Origin of the sequence: Rhodococcus sp. 14-2496-1d, from assembly GCF_002259365.1 — a bacterium.
In the GTDB taxonomy this organism is placed as follows: Bacteria; Actinomycetota; Actinomycetes; order Mycobacteriales; family Mycobacteriaceae; genus Rhodococcoides.
This window is the reverse complement of record NZ_NPFV01000009.1, coordinates 171342-187080: the sequence shown is the minus strand read 5'-3', so window position 1 is coordinate 187080 and position 15739 is coordinate 171342. Positions and strand designations below refer to the sequence as shown.

Here is a 15739-nt window from a genome sequence, read left to right as displayed (position 1 = left end):
GCCCCCTCGGTGTTTCCGTCGCATCGATGAGACGGGTGAATTCGGTGTGCCACCGATCTCACTGCAGCTCGAACCGTCCGCACAGTGACGATCCGACGATGCTGAACATCCACTGTTGTGCATAGTGCCAATGGGTGGAAGTGTGAACGGATGGACGACGATTCGGTGCCAGGTTCGGAGTCCGCAGTCAGCGAGCGCGTTGCGGCAGTCATCGGTTGGTACGCAAGCCAGGGCGGACCGTCGTATCGTCGTGTGCCCAGTGAGCTGGTGGCACACGAATTCTTCGACGGAATCGAGTTGAACGTCAAAGCACTGTTGGCGTTCATCGAGAGCGGAAAGATGCCGACCGCGCACGATCTTCGGCCGGTGACCGAACTCGCTATGGCGCGCTTGGCCAACGGGGCAAGTCTGCAGGAGGTGATCGGGTCGTACCAGGTGGTGTCCGCCGACCTCTGGCGCCGGTTCATCTCCGAATCCGACCCGTCCGAGCGCGAAGGCCTGCTCGAACTGATGCCGAAGGTCACCGACTACATCTTCAACGTCGTCACCCTCATCGCCACCCAAGCCGCGCACCGGTCGGCCGATCCTCGCGCCGAGGCACGCGAGCGGGACCGCGCGGCCGTCGACGCTCTACTCGCCACCGGTGAGGCTACGGGGCCATTCGAAATCGATCACCCGTGCTTCGTGATCGCCGTGTTCACGCTCGCAGGCTCACCGGGTGCCGGCTCGTCGGTCGCCGCATTCAAGTCCGGAATCGAATCGATTCCCGATGTGCGAATTCGACTCGACCTCAACGGATGGGTGGCGGTGCACTGGTCGTCGCAGGGACGCGAGGCTGCCACAGCACATTTCAGGAACGCGCTCGAACTCGCGCACGACGCCGCGGCAGTGCGGTGCTGGGCAGGTATTGCAGCGTCGACCACCGCCCACGGTGTGCCCGACGCGTTCCGCGTGGCGCGAGGGCTGTCCGGTGCGGCACACAAACTGGACAGACCCGAATTCGTCGCCGATCTTGCGCACCTGACAGTCGAATACCTGGGCGTGGCATCGGGGCCCGATCTTCCTGCCGTCGCGGAGCTGGTCGACGCGCTGTCGACGGCCGACCCGATTTTCGAGGAAACTCTGCGAGTCTTTCTCCAGGAGAACTGCAATCAGCTCGCAACTGCCCGCCGCATGCACGTGCATCGAAATTCGGTGACCTACCGGCTGGGCAAAGTGCAGGCATTGACCGGCTTGAATCCCATGGTGTTCAGCGAGGCATCGTCGCTGCACGCTGCACTCGTCGCCCGCGACATGATGTGAGTCTGTTGTCGAAGTGCACAACTGGGCACTGCCATTACTCATGCTTCGACTGTGGCCCCTCTGATCGGCTCGTGTTGCACTGGACGCACCGTCGCGCGTGCTAACTCGGGTAGTCGGCGTCGGGTGGAGCGATCGTCGGAGAGGATCTTCGATGGATATTTCAGGAACGACAGCAGTGGTGACAGGGGCGGCGTCGGGACTCGGTGCGGCGGTTGCTCGCCGGCTTGTCGACGGCGGAGCACAGGTGCTGGGGCTCGATGTGCCCTACTCGATCGAACGCGCCGGAGACCGCGTGCCCGACGGCATCACCTTGGTCGCAGCAGACGTCACCAGTGAGGCGGAGGTGCAGGCGGCGCTGAGCGCGCTGACCGGTTCTGCCCCTCCTCTACGGGTGGTGGTCAATTGTGCGGGAGTGGGGTGGGCCGGTCGCATAGTGTCGAAGAACGGGCCCCACGATCTCGAGATCTTTCGCACGGTGATGACGGTCAATCTGCTCGGGACCTTCAACGTCATGCGGCTGACAGCGGATCGGATGCAGTCACTCGACCCCGTGAACGACGACCGACAGCGAGGACTGATCGTCAACACTGCCTCGGTCGCTGCATTCGAGGGACAGGTAGGTCAGATCGCGTACGCCGCATCCAAGGGCGGCATCCATGCCATGACCGTCGTGGCGGCACGTGATCTGGCGCAGTTCGGTATTCGTGTCAACACCATCGCCCCCGGCACCGTCGACACACCGATGCTCGCGAGTATGGACGCCGGTTATCGAGCCGCGTTGGAGGCAAGCGTGCCGTTCCCCTCACGACTGGGGCGACCGGAAGAGTTCGCGCAGCTGGTGCAGATGTTGGTCGAGCACGACTACATCAACGGGGAAACGACTCGAATGGACGGTGCGATCCGAATGGCGCCCAGGTGAGGGCGGTCAGTCGGGCAGCGTGATGTTTCGCGCGAGGGCGGCGGCCGCGACCTCGTTGGGCAGTATGTTTCGGAAGAGGAAGAGATCTCGGCCCAGTATCCAGTCGGGAGCCAGTGTGGCCGAGTATCTTTCGAAGTAGCCCAGTTGTTTGCCGAACAAGACCAACTCTTCCGGCGTCGCGACGCCCCAGCGCCTACCGGTCTCGACGAGCGACCCCACCAGCCTGCTCAGATCCAGTCGGCCGGCACCTCGGCCGAGAACCGGCTCGAACAGCTTTCGCAACTGGAGGCCGATCAGTTTGTCGCCCAACGTCGTTCCCTCGGTGATGCCCAGCATGCGGATGCGTCGCGCAGCCTCGGTGTAATTACCGTCGAACAGAGATGCACGGAACATTTCGCGCAACACGTCGCGCCACTCTTCGGGCAGCTCGCCGACGATCCCGAAGTCGAGGAACCCGACCCGTCCGTCGTCCAGCTCCCACAGATTGCCCGCGTGCACATCTCCGTGGAACGGCCCGTGCAGCACAACGGCTTCCAGCCAGACCTTCACGCCACGACGAAGCTGTAGCTCCGAGTCGACCGTGGCCAGACCGTCCGACATGATGCGGCCGACCGGAGTGCCGCGAACTCGCTCCATACAGATCACCCGAGGTCCGCAATGGCTCCAGAAGATCTCCGGAACCATCACGTGGGAATTGTCCCCGAACACGTACAGATTGTCGCGAAAACGTTCCTGGCGCAGCGCTTCTGCTGCGCTGTTGAGTTCCTGGGCCGTCAGGTCGTTGAGATCGCGGACGACGGCCGTCGCATTCGTTATACGGAAGAACTCGAAGAATCTCTCCAGCAACGCGGCTCCGGTGTATGCGACCCGGAGATCGACCCGCATGCGACGTCGAATCTCCGGCCGTTGCACCTTCACCACCGCCTCGCGGCCGTCGGGTAGCACGCAGGCGTGTACCTGCGCCACAGATGCGGCCGAGAGAGGCACGTCGTCGAACGACCGAAACAGCTCAGCAATGCTGCCGCCCAGGTCGCGCTCGACCGCGCGGCGAGCCTTGTGCGCCGGGACGGGTGGGACACCGTCGAGCAGTCGTAGACATGCATCGGCCAGAGCCGGGGGAAACACGCCGGGCGACGAGGCCATGAACTGGCCCAGTTTGACGAACGTCGGCCCCAGCGCCTCGAACCCCTTCACCACACCTTCTGCGAGAGCAACCGTGAAGCGACGGCGTTTGGATAGCCAGGACACCGGCCATCGGATGACGGCTATCGCAGCGGCAGCAACGAGGACCACAGTGATCCAGGCGGCGCGGCCCAACTCCTCGAGTCCGAAATGCGTGAGGTCCGGGTATTCGATGTCGAGGGCTTCGGGAGGCGGGCCGTCCGAGTACGGTCCCGCGGAGAACGCGTCGCCCGAACTACTGCGCGGAGCTGGGATTGGCGACGTCACTGGTCAACCACCTACCGTCTTCCTGCTTCTCGAGCGTCATGACCACTGCATTCACCGCCTCACGGGGTTCGGTGACCGTGGCGTTCGAGGCCGTCTGATCGATGATCACCAACACTTCCACCCGGTCGACGGCCGTGGACTTCGCAGCGATGTCGAGGACCTGCGCCGTCGATGTGGCACCGGCCTCCACCAGAGTCGCCTGCAAATCGCTGCTGGTCTCGGTAAACGTATCAGCCAATGACCCAGTGGCACCAGATAATACGTCGTCGACGTAGGTGTCGAACGTATCCGCACTGTAGGTGAACAGGGTGATCGCGAAGGTACGAGCGGTATCGACGGCCTCGGCGCGGGAGGTGTCGAGCGAGCGTCGGTGTTCGAGCTGGTACGCGAAGACGCCCGCACCGGCGATCGCGGCGATCAACGCCAGCACGAGAGCAGACACCACTGCCGACGGTCGCCGACGTGTGCGAGCCTGCACCGCGGGCTCCTCGGGGATCTCGTCCAGATTTTCGTCGGATATCGGGTCGTCGGTTCTCAGGTCGGTCATGTGTACTCCTTCGTTGGGAAGACGGTCGAGGGGTCGGTCAGCCGCCCGTCCGCTCCTGCCCGGTAGCGCCGGCGGGGGGACCGCCGGTGTCGTCGCCTGGTGGACGAGGAACGTTCTGCGCGCCCCGAACCTGCAGCCCCGGGTCGGTGCTGTTGCAGTACATGTACTTCAGCGGCGGAGTCATCGCGGCGATGGACGGCGAGACAGTGGGGTTGAGGTAGTCGCAGGTGGGTCTCGGATACGGGTCGGCGACGACATTGAGCTGGTTGTCGTGGCCGGCGAGCCCGAACGCGCCTGCGCCGGCCGACATCGCCGGGAACAGGGCCTCGATCGCGGGTGTGTGCAGGCGAGCGGCCCTGGCGATGCGGGCGAGGTTCTTCAGAAGATCCCCGCCGGCATCGCGATTCTCCCCGATGGCCGCCTTGGCGGAATCGAGTCGAGCAGGGGTGTCGTCGAGCAGAGCGCGTATCTCGGCGTCCGACGCAGACAACTGCTCCGCCAACGCCGTGCCGCCGATCGAGAGTCGGGTCAGATCGGGTTCGATGTCGCCGACGGTCTGCAGCAGCGTCCGACCGGTGCGAATCAGGGTGATCGTTTCGGGAAGAACGGAATCCAGACCGGTGAGCAGTGCGCCGCCGCCGTCGATGATCGCTTGCAGTTCCGCGGGCCCACCCGCCATCGCAGCATCGAGCTCGTCGATGATCGAGGACAGCTGCGCGGGGTCGATCTGGCTCACCAGATCGGTGACACTCACGAGCATCGTGGCGAAGGGGACCGGGGTGTCAGTTCGATCCTGTTCGACCACGTCGCCGTCGGCCAGGTACGGAGCATCGTCGGAATCGGGGCGGAAGTCGATGTACTGCTCGCCCGCAGCGGACAGCGCTGCCACCACGACGGTGCCGTCGGCCGGAACGCGGTGCCCGGCCGAGATGTCCAGTTGCGCTTCGACACCGTCGACGGTGATGTCGACAGCAGCTACTCGCCCGATTCGTTGCCCGCGCACGGAGACATCTCCGTTCGTCTGCACCCCACCGGATCCGTCGAGCCGCACGGTGACGCGGTAGTCGTCCGAGAGCGGATCGATGCGCAGCGCTCCGACGGTCAGGTATGCCGCCCCCACGAGAAGGACGAGCGCGAGTGCTGTGTTCGAGACGAGTACAGGATGTCGAGTCACCCAGTGGCGCAGTATCATCGGCCGGCCCCCGTGTCGTCGGGAGACGGGGTGCCGGTGGGGGTCGGCAGTTCGACGGTCGGCGCGGGAGTGAGTCCCTGTCCGGTCACCCGACCGTACACACGGTTCAACGTGTCGGTGAGGCTGCCGACGAAGTCCTCGCCGTCCTGGGCCCCCGGCCAATGGCTCTCCGGATCGTCCAGCGCAGCCAGGCTCAGCCAGGAGAGCCGAACATAGATCGCGACGGAATTACCCTTGGTGTTCGAGGCCAGTTTCGGTGCGAGCTGCTCGAGTTGCTTCATGGCCACGTCGAGGTCGTCGCCGATCGCAGCGACCGACGAGAGCGTCTGCTCGGTGCCGACCAACAGATCACGCAGCGCCGGACCTGTTTCGTCGGTGAAGGTTGCGAGCTTGCCTGCCGCACCTCCCGCGGCGGCGATGACGTCGGTGATGCCTTTGCTGTTGTCGGCCAGCGTCTGGGTGAGTTCGGGTAGCTGCTGTGCGACCGCGTCTATCGCGTCGGTTCTGGCACCGAGAATCGAACTGAGCTCCTGCGTTCGGTCCAGCATCGAATCGATTCGATCGGTGCGCTCGTTCAGGTCCGTCACCGTGGCGGTGAGCTCGGTGAGAATGTTCGACGCGTCGGCGCTCCGACCGTCGATCGCGGTGTCCAGTTCTGCGATGATGGTCTGCAGTCTGCTGACCCCACCGCCGTTGACGACGAGCGACGCCGAGGCGAGCAGTTCCTCGACACTGGCACCCGCGGAGGTGGAGGTGATATCGATGGTCGAATCGGGTTGCAGCCGAGGGGTATCGGGACCTGTGCCGGGCGAAGACAGAGAGACGAAGACATCTCCCAGCGGAGTCGCCTGCCGCAGTTCGGCCCGTACGTCGCTCGGGAGGTTCACGCCCGACCGAATGGCCATCTGTACCCGCGCCGTGTAGTTCTCGGCGTCGATCTCCTGGACCTGACCGATGTCGACCCCGCCGAGTTTGACCTTCGCCTGCTGAGGCAGGTTGAGTGCATCGGTGAAAACGGCGTCGATGCGGTACGAGTCGGCCCCGACCCCCGGGCTCGGCAGCGGCAGGTCCTCGAGGGTGGTACTGCAGCCGGTGAGAACCGCCGTCGCCGAGATCGCTGCGATCGGCATCGTCCAGTACTTCACGGCTGACTCAGCCCCAGCAGCGCGGCCGAGATGCCGAAGTCCGGTCCGAAGTCGTACACGCGGCCGGTACGGCAGCCCTCCGACTTCGACTGGATTCGCTGGCAGAACTCGTTGACCAGTTCGGTATCGAACAGCGTTCTGTCGGTGAGGAAGTGGACGCGCAGAGCTCTGGAGACCGGATCGGTGGCGTTCTCGAGATTGCGGAACAGCGTCGGTGCCGTGTCGATCGTCTCCGACAGTTCACGGCTGTGGTCGGTCAGCCCCGCGACCGTGGTCTCCAAGTTGGCGAACAGTGCAGGAAAGGACTCTCGATTCGCGTCGATCAGGCCCGTCAGTCGACTCGTCAGCCGATTGATCTGTGCGACGGTATCTCCGAGCGCGGCCGACTGATCACCTGCTTCACCGATCACCTGCGCCATGTCCGTCGAGAAACCACGAATCTGCGTATCGTTCTCTGCCGCAACGCGGGTCAACTCACTGACGGAGGTGATCAGGCGGGTCAAGGAGTCCTTGTTGTCCACCCCGACCGCCAACGCTGCGGACAGATCGTCGAGAGTGGACCGGATCTTGGCCCCGTTTCCCGTCAATCCCTCGTTCGTCACCGCCAGTAGATCTGCGATCGGCCGATTGCCGTCGCTGCTGTCCGCGAGAGTGGCCGACAGCTCGGTGACGGCGTCGAGCACCCTGTCGATCTCGACGGGTACGTGCGTTCGGGAGAGGGGCACATGCGCCCCGTCCTCGAGAACCGGCCCGTCTCCCGAATACGGTGGCGTCAACTCGACATGCCGATCGGTCACCACCGACGTCGAGATGGTCGCCACGTCCAGATCGGCTGGTAACTGCACCGATTCGTCGACCGTCATGCTGATGCGTACGTGCGAACCCTGCGCCTCGATGCTGTCGACTGTTCCGACCGACATGCCCAACACCGCAACCTCGTTTCCCTCGTAGAGTCCGGCCGCGTTCTCCAGATCGGCGGTGATGGTGATGGTCGAACCGGTCGCCGAGGAGAGCGGTCGAGGCATGCCGCAGCCGGTGCTCGTCAGCAGCACAGCCGACGCGCATACGGCCGTGGCGACCCGAATCCCGGCTCTCATCGGCAACCCTGAACCACGTGGGCCGAACACAACCAGTTGTCCGGCAGCAGCGACCACGGAGTGGCGATGTCGACGTAGGGACCGTTGCCGAAGGCGTTCGTCATCTGCCGCACGGTGACCGGCAGACTTTCGTACACCCGCCGCAGCGTGTCGTCGTTGTTGGCCAGACCCTGACTCAGCGCAGTCAATTGCCCGATCAACGGGTCTATCGCAGCACGGTTCTCGGCGAACACGGTGTCGAGCTGGGCGGTGAGCGCATCGGTCGAGGCAAGCAAGTTCGCCACCGCGCCCCGCTGCGCGGCGATGGTGCTTGCGAGAGCCGCACCTTGGCCCAGCATCGACATCAGGGCGGCACTGTTGTCCGACAATCGCGCCGTCACCCGATCTGCATCGTCGAGCAGCGCCGCTATCTGATCCTCTCGATCGGCGATCACCCTCGACAGGGCCGAGATGCTGTCCAGTGCCTGACCGGTCAGTTCGGGAGTGCCTTCGAGTTGATCGGCAACCGTGGTCAGTGACTCGCGCATCGTTCTCGCATCGATCTGCTCGATCACCGGTGTACCGGTCTGGATCGCCTTCTGCAGATCGAAGGGAACTGTGCTGTGCGACAGCTCGATCGGACGATCACCCAGCGGGGCGTCGCCGTCCGGTGTGAGTGAGACGTAGCGCGACCCCAGAATGGTGGACAATTTGATCTCGGCTTTCGTCTCGGAACCCAACTCGACGGAGTCGTCCACATCGAGCACGACGTGAACGTGATCGCCTGCCAGCGCAAGAGAATCGACCTTCCCGGCGGAGACTCCGGCGATGCGGACGTCGTCACCGCTCCGCAGCCCGGCGGACTGAGCGAAGAGAACGTCGACGGTCCGATCGCCGATGCCTGCATGCTGATAGCCGAGCACCGCACCGAAGATCAGGACGATTGCCACGCATCCGGCGATACCGCGCCAGAAGTCACGGGGCATCGCCCGGGTCGAGGCCCGAACGCGGGCCGATAGCGACGTCATTCGAGGCAGACCTCCGACTGTGCGGTGCCGCCGACTCGACTGAAAACACCTGGTGGGAAAAGAAGTCCGGCGAAACTGACGTCCAGATTGCAGACGTACATGTTGATGAAGCTTCCGTTCTCGGTGATGCGCGAGAACGACGAGAGCACCGAGGGCAGCATCCCGATGGACGTGCTCAGTTGCGCGCCGTCGCGGTTCACGAGATCGGTGGTCGCGCCGAGTCGATCGATGGTGCCCGAGAGCGTCGGCCGTACGTCGTCCACCATCTCGGCGACGGGACCGGCGGAATCTCCGATCGTGCGCACCGCGGTGGCCAGAGGTTCTGCTTGCGCATTGAGATCGGTCATCAATCTCTGCGTGGATTCGATGAGAGCCGTCGTATCGTCACCGCGATCGGCCACCTCGGCCAGTACCTCGCCCAGGTTGGCTACGATCAGACCGAGTATTTCGTCCTTCTCCGCGAATTCTGCTGCCAGCGACGCACTTTGCACCACCAGAGTGCTGATCGAGACGCCGTCTCCCTGCAGGGTGGCAACGATGGACTCGGACAACGAATTGACCTGCTGGGGGTCGAGCACGCTGAACAGTGGTTGGAAGCCGTTGAGGAGAGCGGAGACGTCGAACGACGGCTCGGTGCGCTCGATCCCGATGGTTGCACCCGGCTCGACCGTACCGGTGGATTGCCCGGTGGTGTCGAGGGCGAGGTAGCGCTGACCGATCAGATTCTGGTACTTGATCGAGATCGTAGTGTTCTCGTACACGGTCTGGCCGCGCTCGAGGACGAATTGCGCTCGTGCGGTGTTTCCGTCGAGCGACACATTCTCCACTTTGCCCACGCGCACACCGGCGATCCGGACGTCGTCGCCGCTCTGGAGCCCTGATGCATCCTCGAAAAGCGCAGCGTACGTATCGGTTTCACCTGCCACCGAACGGCCGAGGGTGGTCCAGATCAGCGTGGTCACCGCGATGGCCAAGACCATGAAGATGCCGAATCCGATCAGGGGCCTGCGAATCGACGTCATGGTGCACCGACCGGATCGGCGTTGTCGATCGCGATGGTCTGCCCGCGCAGCAGCGGCCCGAGGAGAATGATCGAGGTGGGATCGGCCGGCCTACCGAGCACATCGCCGATTGCGGCCTTCTCCTCGTCGCTGCCGACGGATCCGATGTTGCCCGGCGAGTACGAGATTCCCTCCGCCGGAACACTCGTGCCGCCCAGCGCGTCGCCGCCCGAGGCTCGCGACGGCGGTGCAGTGGAGCAGCTGGCTCCGGCCATGTCGCCGTAGCGGGGGCAGTCTTCCCGGGTGTACGGAGTGAATGGGGTGGCGGTGATGTCGATCGACCAGATCAGTCGCCCGTTGGGGCCGGTGAAGGCGCGGTTGAAGCCTTCCAACGTTCGGCCGAACTCCCGCACACCGGCAGGAAGGTCGTCTCCGTTGACGGCCAGAGCTCCCATGACCGGGTCCAGGTCTCGAACCAACGAAATCGCCCCGGACAGGTTGGGTGCCAGCGCCGCGTCGAGACTCGACGTGGAACCGGCCGCGCTGGTCAGGAATTGCGTCAGCTGATCGCGCTTCTCCGCAATGGTCGCCGCGGGAATCAGCGAACTTTCCAAGGTGTCCAACAACAGCGGTGCCGTTCTGCTCAGGCTGCCGATCGAGGTGTCGAGCAGGTCGATATCGGAAGTGAGATCCGGCATTTCGGCTCGGAGTGTGGTCAGGTACTCACTGGCTGTCGAGATGGTGGAGCCGATCGATTCACCGCGGCCGTCCAGAGCGTCGGCGAGCGTGGACAGCACCGAACTCGACTTCTCGGGGTCGACTGCGGTCAGCACGTTGCGCAGACTCGTCATCGCGGTCTGCAGTTCGAGCGTTTCCTGTGAGGCGTCGCCAGGAATGGTTGCGCCCGCCTCGATGCTCCGTCCGCCGCCGGTGTCCACCAGTTCGATCGAGGAAACGGCGAAGATGTTGCTGGGCACGACCCGCGCGGTGACGGTGTCCGGGATCGTCTCGGCGCGTGCGGGATTCAACCGAATTTCCACGGTGCTGTTGCCAGTGGGATCGCTGTCCACCCCGGCAACCGCGCCGACCAGAACTCCGCGGAACTTGACGTCCGCATTCTGCGGCAGACCGTCTCCGAGTGTGGACATCGACGCGACGACGTCGACGGTGTTGCGCCAGACACCCGTGTAGCGCGCCAGCAGTAGCCCTGCGATGGTGCTGAACAGCAGGAACACGCACAGGCCCCGGATCACGAGCGCGGACATCGACGGTGCGCGCCCTCCCACATCGAACATCCGGGCCCCTATCCCGAGATCCTGATGCCGGGATCGGATCCCCACATCGCAAGGGTCATCAACGTATTGACGAAGATGACGACGATGATGCTGGTGCGAATCGCCTTGCCTGCCGCCACCCCGACTCCTTCGGGGCCGCCGGACGCGTAGTACCCGTAGTAGCACTGGATTATCGTCGTGAGAAGAACGAAGACAACAGCTTTGGTCACCGAGTACAGGACGTCCTGGACGGACAGGAACGAATGGAAGTAGTGCAGGTACGTGCCCGCGGATTGGCCGCTCTGCACCCCGACCACGATTTGAGCCGTGAGGTAGCTCGCGCTCAGTCCGAGAACGTACAGCGGCAGAATTGCGATGACGGCGGCCATCATTCGGGTGCTGACCAGGTACGCCAAGGGGTCGATCGCGAGTGACTCGAGCGCGTCGATCTCCTCACCGATTCGCATCGAACCCAGTTGTGCGGTGAAGCGACAACCGGCCTGGGCTGCGAACCCGATGGCAGCGATCAGAGGAGCAAGTTCTCGGGTGGTCCCGAACGCGGACACTGCTCCGGTCAACGGGCCCATGCCCAGAAGATTCAGCGCGGTGTAGCCCTCGATGCCGACGGTGGCTCCGGCGAAGGCTCCGAGGAGAACGATCACTCCGATGGTGCCGCCACCGACGACGATGGCACCGTTTCCCCAGCTCACGTCCGAGAGCAGACGCCACAGCTCGGGCCGGTACCGCCGCACCGTGTAGGGCATCGATCCCACGGATCGGCTCAGGAAGGTCGCCTGGTGGCCCAACGTGGCCAGGGCGCGCGTCGGTGCGGCGACGGCGGCGTTCGCCGCGCCGACGAGGGGGCGTAGCAGCGGCGGTGTGTAGCGAGTGGCCATGTCAGATCAACCGAGCCGGGAACACGATGGTGTAGAGCTGGGCGAACAGGACGTTGACAGCGAAGAGCAGGATCACCGAACTGACCACGGCCGCGTTGACCGAGTTGGCCACACCACCGGGTCCACCGCGAGTGGTCAACCCCTTGTCGCAGGCCACTATTGCCACGATCGCGCCGAAGACGACGGACTTGATCAGAGCCAGCACCAGATCACCGATGGTGGCGAAGGCCGCGAAAGTACCCAGATAGCTACCCGGTGTACCGGACTGAACGAACACGTTGAACATGTAGCCGGTGATGAATCCGACGAAGCAGACGCTGCCGCAGAGCAACACACTGACCAGCATCGCGGCGGCCAATCGTGGCACGACGAGTCGTTGCAACGGCGAGATGGCCATGACTTCCATGGCGTCGATCTCGTCCCTGATCGTGCGAGAACCCAGGTCCGCGCACACCGCCGACCCGACCGCCCCGGCCATCAGCAGCGCGGTCACCAACGGCGCGCCCTGACGGATGATGCCGAGACCGTTCGCGGCACCGGCGAACGAGGTGGCACCGACCTGGCCTGCGATGGCACCGACCTGAACCGACACGATGACTCCGAAGGGGATCGCGACCAGCAAGGTCGGGATGACCGATGTGCTTGCCATGAACGCACATTGGCGGATGAATTCGGAGAAGGGAAACGTCCGGTGGACGATGTCCGAGGTCAGTGATCTCCCGGCCCTGACACCCATCCCCATCTGGCGGCCGAAAGTGGAGATCGCGACAACGGGGTGCTGCCGAAGGTAATTCGAGGCCATCCGGCCCATCGCGTTGGGCATCAGCGGTCGAACACCGCGCGGACCGTCTGGGACTCGGGCACGGACTGACATGCCAATCGCACCCCGTGTTCCATCTCGTGCTCGTCGAGCGTCTCGTTCGCGAGCATCGTCACGGTGCCTTCGGTGAGCGTGTAGGCGCAGCCGCCGCAGGTTCCTTCGCGGCAGACGTACGGCGCGTCCAGACCGAGTTCGAGGAGGCGGTCGAGAAGCTTGGTGCCCGCACTCCAGGCGAACTCGGTCTCGGTCCCGTCGATCTCGACCCGAGCGGTGACGGAGTTCGCATCCGATTCGTGAGCAGTTGCGGTCCTGTCGTCCCGAAACGGGTTGGAGTCGAAGGAGGAAAAGACCTCTCGATGCGTTCTACGTGCGACCGTGCCGGTGCGGTCGAGCCACTCCTCGGCGACGTTCATGTACTGCGGGGGACCGCACAGGAATGCCTCGCAGTCGGCCGGAACGGTCGCGCCCGTCGAGGCCAGTCCCGCAGCGGTGGGCAACCCCGATTCCGAGGCGTACCAGTGGTGCACCTCGAGTCGTTCGGGAAAGCGAGACTGCAGTTCGGTCAGTTGCTCAGCGAAGATCACCGAGTCGCGGTTCTGATTGGCATAGACGAGGGTGATCCGGTTGTCGTGCCGCAACAGGGCGGTCTTGATGATCGACATCATCGGGGTGATTCCGCTGCCTGCGGCCAGAAGGACGAAGTCGACGTCCCAGTTCTCGGGTCCGAACATGCCCGACGGCTTCAATGCCTTGAGCCGCATCCCGCGAACAGCGTTGTCGTGCAACCAGTGTGACGCTACCCCGTCCTGGATTCGCTTCACGGTCACGGTGGGGTACGGGTCGCGTACCGGGGAGCTGGAGAAGGAATAGCAGCGGGCAACCGAGCCGCCGTCGGTGCACGGAATCTCGAGGGTGAGAAATTGCCCGGGCTCGTACCGAAAGTGCGGTTCCCGGTGCGCGGGAACCGCAAAGCCGAGGGAGATCGCATCCTCGGTTTCGTGGGTCACCTCGGCGATCTCCAACTCGAAGATTCTGTCCTCGTGACCGACGGCAGACGCATCGAGGTCTGCCGGTGCTGCGTTCCCGAACATCGTCACGTACTCCCTCCTTCCGGCTGGCTTCGTTGTGTCGGTCGTCACTCTTGCACACTGGACCACTAATTAATAGGCCATTGACAAATGGCGAATAGCCAGTGAAGGTGACGAGGTGACTTCCACCACAAACCACGACTACCTGCCTCGCGGTGCCTTCGCGGCGGGTTCCCGACGAACTCGGCTGGCTGCCTTGATGACTCGGCTGACTCTGCGTCCGATCATCAACCTGCTTCCGACGTCCCGAGGCGGCATAGAGTTCTCCCGACGCCTCGTCGCCACCTCGATGAACCTCTTCGGTCCCGTTCCGAAGGGAACGAGAGTGGACCTCGTCGCCGACGGCCCGGTGCGCGGGGAATGGGTACGCGCGCCCGGACTGGCCCCGGGACCCCGGGTGATTCTCTACATCCACGGCAGTGCATACGTCATCTGTTCGGCACGGACCCATCGTGGCCTGACCGCGCGATTGTCCAGCTCGACCGGCCTGCCCGTGTTCACGGTCGACTACCGGTTGGCCCCGGAACACCCGTTTCCCGCCGCCGCCGACGACCTCGAAGCCGCCTACCGCTGGCTACTCGGCCAGGGGTACGACGCGGCGAACATCGTCATCGCCGGGGACTCCGCCGGCGGTCACCTCGCCGCCGACCTGCTCATCGAGAACGACCGGACCGGAACGCCGCAGCCCGGCGCAATGGTGTTGTTCTCGCCGCTGGTGGATCTCGACTTCGAGCTCTCGGCGCGGATGGAGCCCACGCGCAAGGATCCGATGATCTCGGCGAAGGCAGCGCGAGGACTGGTGGCGCTCTACACGGACGGTCACGACTCGAGCCTCCCGCGGTTACGGCTCGATCTCGCCCGCATGCGCGATCTACCGCCCACGCTCATCCAGGTGGGCGGAACCGAGATGCTGCGAGGCGATGCGCGGCACCTGCACACGATGATCGAGGCGGCAGGCGGACGAAGCGAACTCGAGATCTGGCCCGACCAGATGCACGTGTTCCAAGCTCTCCCGCGGCTGATCCCCGAGGCCGCTCACGCGCTCGAGCATGCAGCCGAGTTCATCGTCCACACACTCGACAACCAAGTAGTGCACCATGATTCGAAGGAACAGGTAGGTCGATGAGAAGCAAGACCGGAAAACCCTCGTACGGGTCGAGAGCGGTAGTGACCGGCGCAGGCAGCGGCATCGGCCGGGCCTTCGCTCTCGAGCTGGCTCGACGCGGAGGAGCCGTCATGTGCGCCGATATCTCGTTGCCGCGCGCACAGGAGACGGTAGCGATGGTGAACGCCCTCGGTGCCACCGGATACGCCGTCGAGTGCGATGTGTCGGTACGCGAGAACGTCGAGGAACTGGCGCTTCGTGCCGGCGTCGAATTCGACGGACCCACCACGGTGCTCATCAACAACGCAGGCGTCGGAATCGGCGGAAAGCCCGTCGGAGACATCGGTTTCGAAGATTGGAACTGGGCTCTGGGGATCAACCTGTGGGGCGTGATCCACGGCTGCGAGGTGTTCACGCCTGCGCTGCGGGCAGCCGGTGAGGGCGGAATCATCAACGTCGCCTCCGCCGCAGGCTTTGCCGCCGCGCCGCTGATGGGTCCCTACAACGTCGGCAAATCCGCGGTGATGTCGCTGTCGGAGACAATGGCGGCGGAACTGTCGGGTACCGGTGTGCGGATATCGGTTCTGTGCCCCACGTTCGTCAAGACCAACGTTGCCGTCGACGGCCGGATCACCGCGAGTTCGTCCCGGCTGGCCGAGTTCGCGATGCGCTGGACCGGACGCTCACCGGACAAGATCGCTGCCCGAACACTCGATGCCTTCGACAAGGGTCGGCTCTACGTCGTTCCCCAGTTCGACGCCAAGGCCGTCTGGCGATTCAAGAGACTGCTGCCCGCGGTGTACGTGCGTTTTCTCGGGTTGCTCAATCGTGTGATGCCCGCCGAGCAGGAGCCGGCGAAGAACGAATCCCTCACCTCGACAACCACAGGAGCCTGAC

General features: G+C 64.3%; 15 protein-coding genes. 4 read left to right on the top strand and 11 right to left on the bottom strand.

The window, feature by feature from the left end; all coding sequences use genetic code 11:
- Positions 1 to 150: 150 nt before the first annotated feature.
- Together CH296_RS06250 and CH296_RS06245 are read left to right on the top strand one after the other, a co-directional pair.
- Positions 151 to 1302 carry a CdaR family transcriptional regulator gene (locus CH296_RS06250; protein ID WP_094684261.1) on the top strand — a complete coding sequence of 384 codons (1152 nt, stop codon included), beginning with the start codon at positions 151 to 153 and terminating at the stop codon, positions 1300 to 1302.
- Positions 1303 to 1453: 151 nt separating this feature from the next.
- Positions 1454 to 2221: an SDR family NAD(P)-dependent oxidoreductase gene (locus CH296_RS06245; RefSeq protein WP_094684260.1), complete on the top strand. Its 768-nt coding sequence runs from the start codon at positions 1454 to 1456 to the stop codon at positions 2219 to 2221.
- 6 nt (positions 2222 to 2227) lie between these two features.
- Here the strand turns inward: CH296_RS06245 and CH296_RS06240 are convergent, their stop codons facing one another.
- From CH296_RS06240 to CH296_RS06190, 11 genes are all read right to left on the bottom strand, one after another.
- On the bottom strand, positions 2228 to 3577 hold the full coding sequence (locus CH296_RS06240; RefSeq protein ID WP_373557273.1) for an ABC1 kinase family protein: 1350 nt from the start codon (positions 3575 to 3577) through the stop codon (positions 2228 to 2230).
- A 61-nt stretch (positions 3578 to 3638) separates the two neighbouring features.
- Entirely contained in the window at positions 3639 to 4217 is a 579-nt protein-coding gene (locus CH296_RS06235; protein ID WP_094684259.1) for a hypothetical protein, read from the bottom strand.
- 37 nt (positions 4218 to 4254) lie between these two features.
- Positions 4255 to 5391, bottom strand: coding sequence for an MlaD family protein (locus CH296_RS06230; protein ID WP_179277643.1), 1137 nt, complete (start codon positions 5389 to 5391; stop codon positions 4255 to 4257).
- Positions 5392 to 5405: 14 nt separating this feature from the next.
- Positions 5406 to 6539: an MCE family protein gene (locus tag CH296_RS06225; protein WP_143546326.1), complete on the bottom strand. Its 1134-nt coding sequence runs from the start codon at positions 6537 to 6539 to the stop codon at positions 5406 to 5408.
- An 11-nt stretch (positions 6540 to 6550) separates the two neighbouring features.
- On the bottom strand, positions 6551 to 7651 hold the full coding sequence (locus CH296_RS06220; RefSeq protein ID WP_068055517.1) for an MCE family protein: 1101 nt from the start codon (positions 7649 to 7651) through the stop codon (positions 6551 to 6553).
- Positions 7648 to 8658, bottom strand: a complete 1011-nt coding sequence (locus tag CH296_RS06215; protein WP_094684256.1) for an MCE family protein — start codon at positions 8656 to 8658, stop codon at positions 7648 to 7650. The genes CH296_RS06220 and CH296_RS06215 overlap by 4 nt, the downstream gene beginning before the upstream one ends.
- On the bottom strand, positions 8655 to 9680 hold the full coding sequence (locus tag CH296_RS06210; RefSeq protein WP_094684255.1) for an MCE family protein: 1026 nt from the start codon (positions 9678 to 9680) through the stop codon (positions 8655 to 8657). The genes CH296_RS06215 and CH296_RS06210 overlap by 4 nt, the downstream gene beginning before the upstream one ends.
- Positions 9677 to 10954, bottom strand: a complete 1278-nt coding sequence (locus CH296_RS06205; protein WP_094684254.1) for an MCE family protein — start codon at positions 10952 to 10954, stop codon at positions 9677 to 9679. Before CH296_RS06205 ends, CH296_RS06210 begins: the two co-directional genes overlap by 4 nt.
- Positions 10955 to 10962: 8 nt before the next feature.
- Entirely contained in the window at positions 10963 to 11829 is an 867-nt protein-coding gene (locus tag CH296_RS06200) for an ABC transporter permease (RefSeq protein ID WP_037193998.1), read from the bottom strand.
- A gap of 1 nt (position 11830) precedes the next feature.
- The gene (locus CH296_RS06195; RefSeq protein WP_094684253.1) at positions 11831 to 12652 is read right to left on the bottom strand and encodes an ABC transporter permease; all 822 of its coding nucleotides are present in this window, start codon (positions 12650 to 12652) and stop codon (positions 11831 to 11833) included.
- Positions 12652 to 13740, bottom strand: coding sequence for a ferredoxin--NADP reductase (locus CH296_RS06190; protein ID WP_094684333.1), 1089 nt, complete (start codon positions 13738 to 13740; stop codon positions 12652 to 12654). The genes CH296_RS06195 and CH296_RS06190 overlap by 1 nt, the downstream gene beginning before the upstream one ends.
- 115 nt (positions 13741 to 13855) lie before the next feature.
- Here CH296_RS06190 and CH296_RS06185 point away from each other — a divergent pair, with 115 nt between their 5' ends.
- A complete protein-coding gene (locus CH296_RS06185) occupies positions 13856 to 14863 on the top strand; it encodes an alpha/beta hydrolase (protein WP_306436970.1) in 1008 nt (335 codons plus the stop codon).
- Positions 14860 to 15738: an SDR family NAD(P)-dependent oxidoreductase gene (locus CH296_RS06180; RefSeq protein WP_037194001.1), complete on the top strand. Its 879-nt coding sequence runs from the start codon at positions 14860 to 14862 to the stop codon at positions 15736 to 15738. Before CH296_RS06185 ends, CH296_RS06180 begins: the two co-directional genes overlap by 4 nt.
- Position 15739 lies beyond the last annotated feature (1 nt).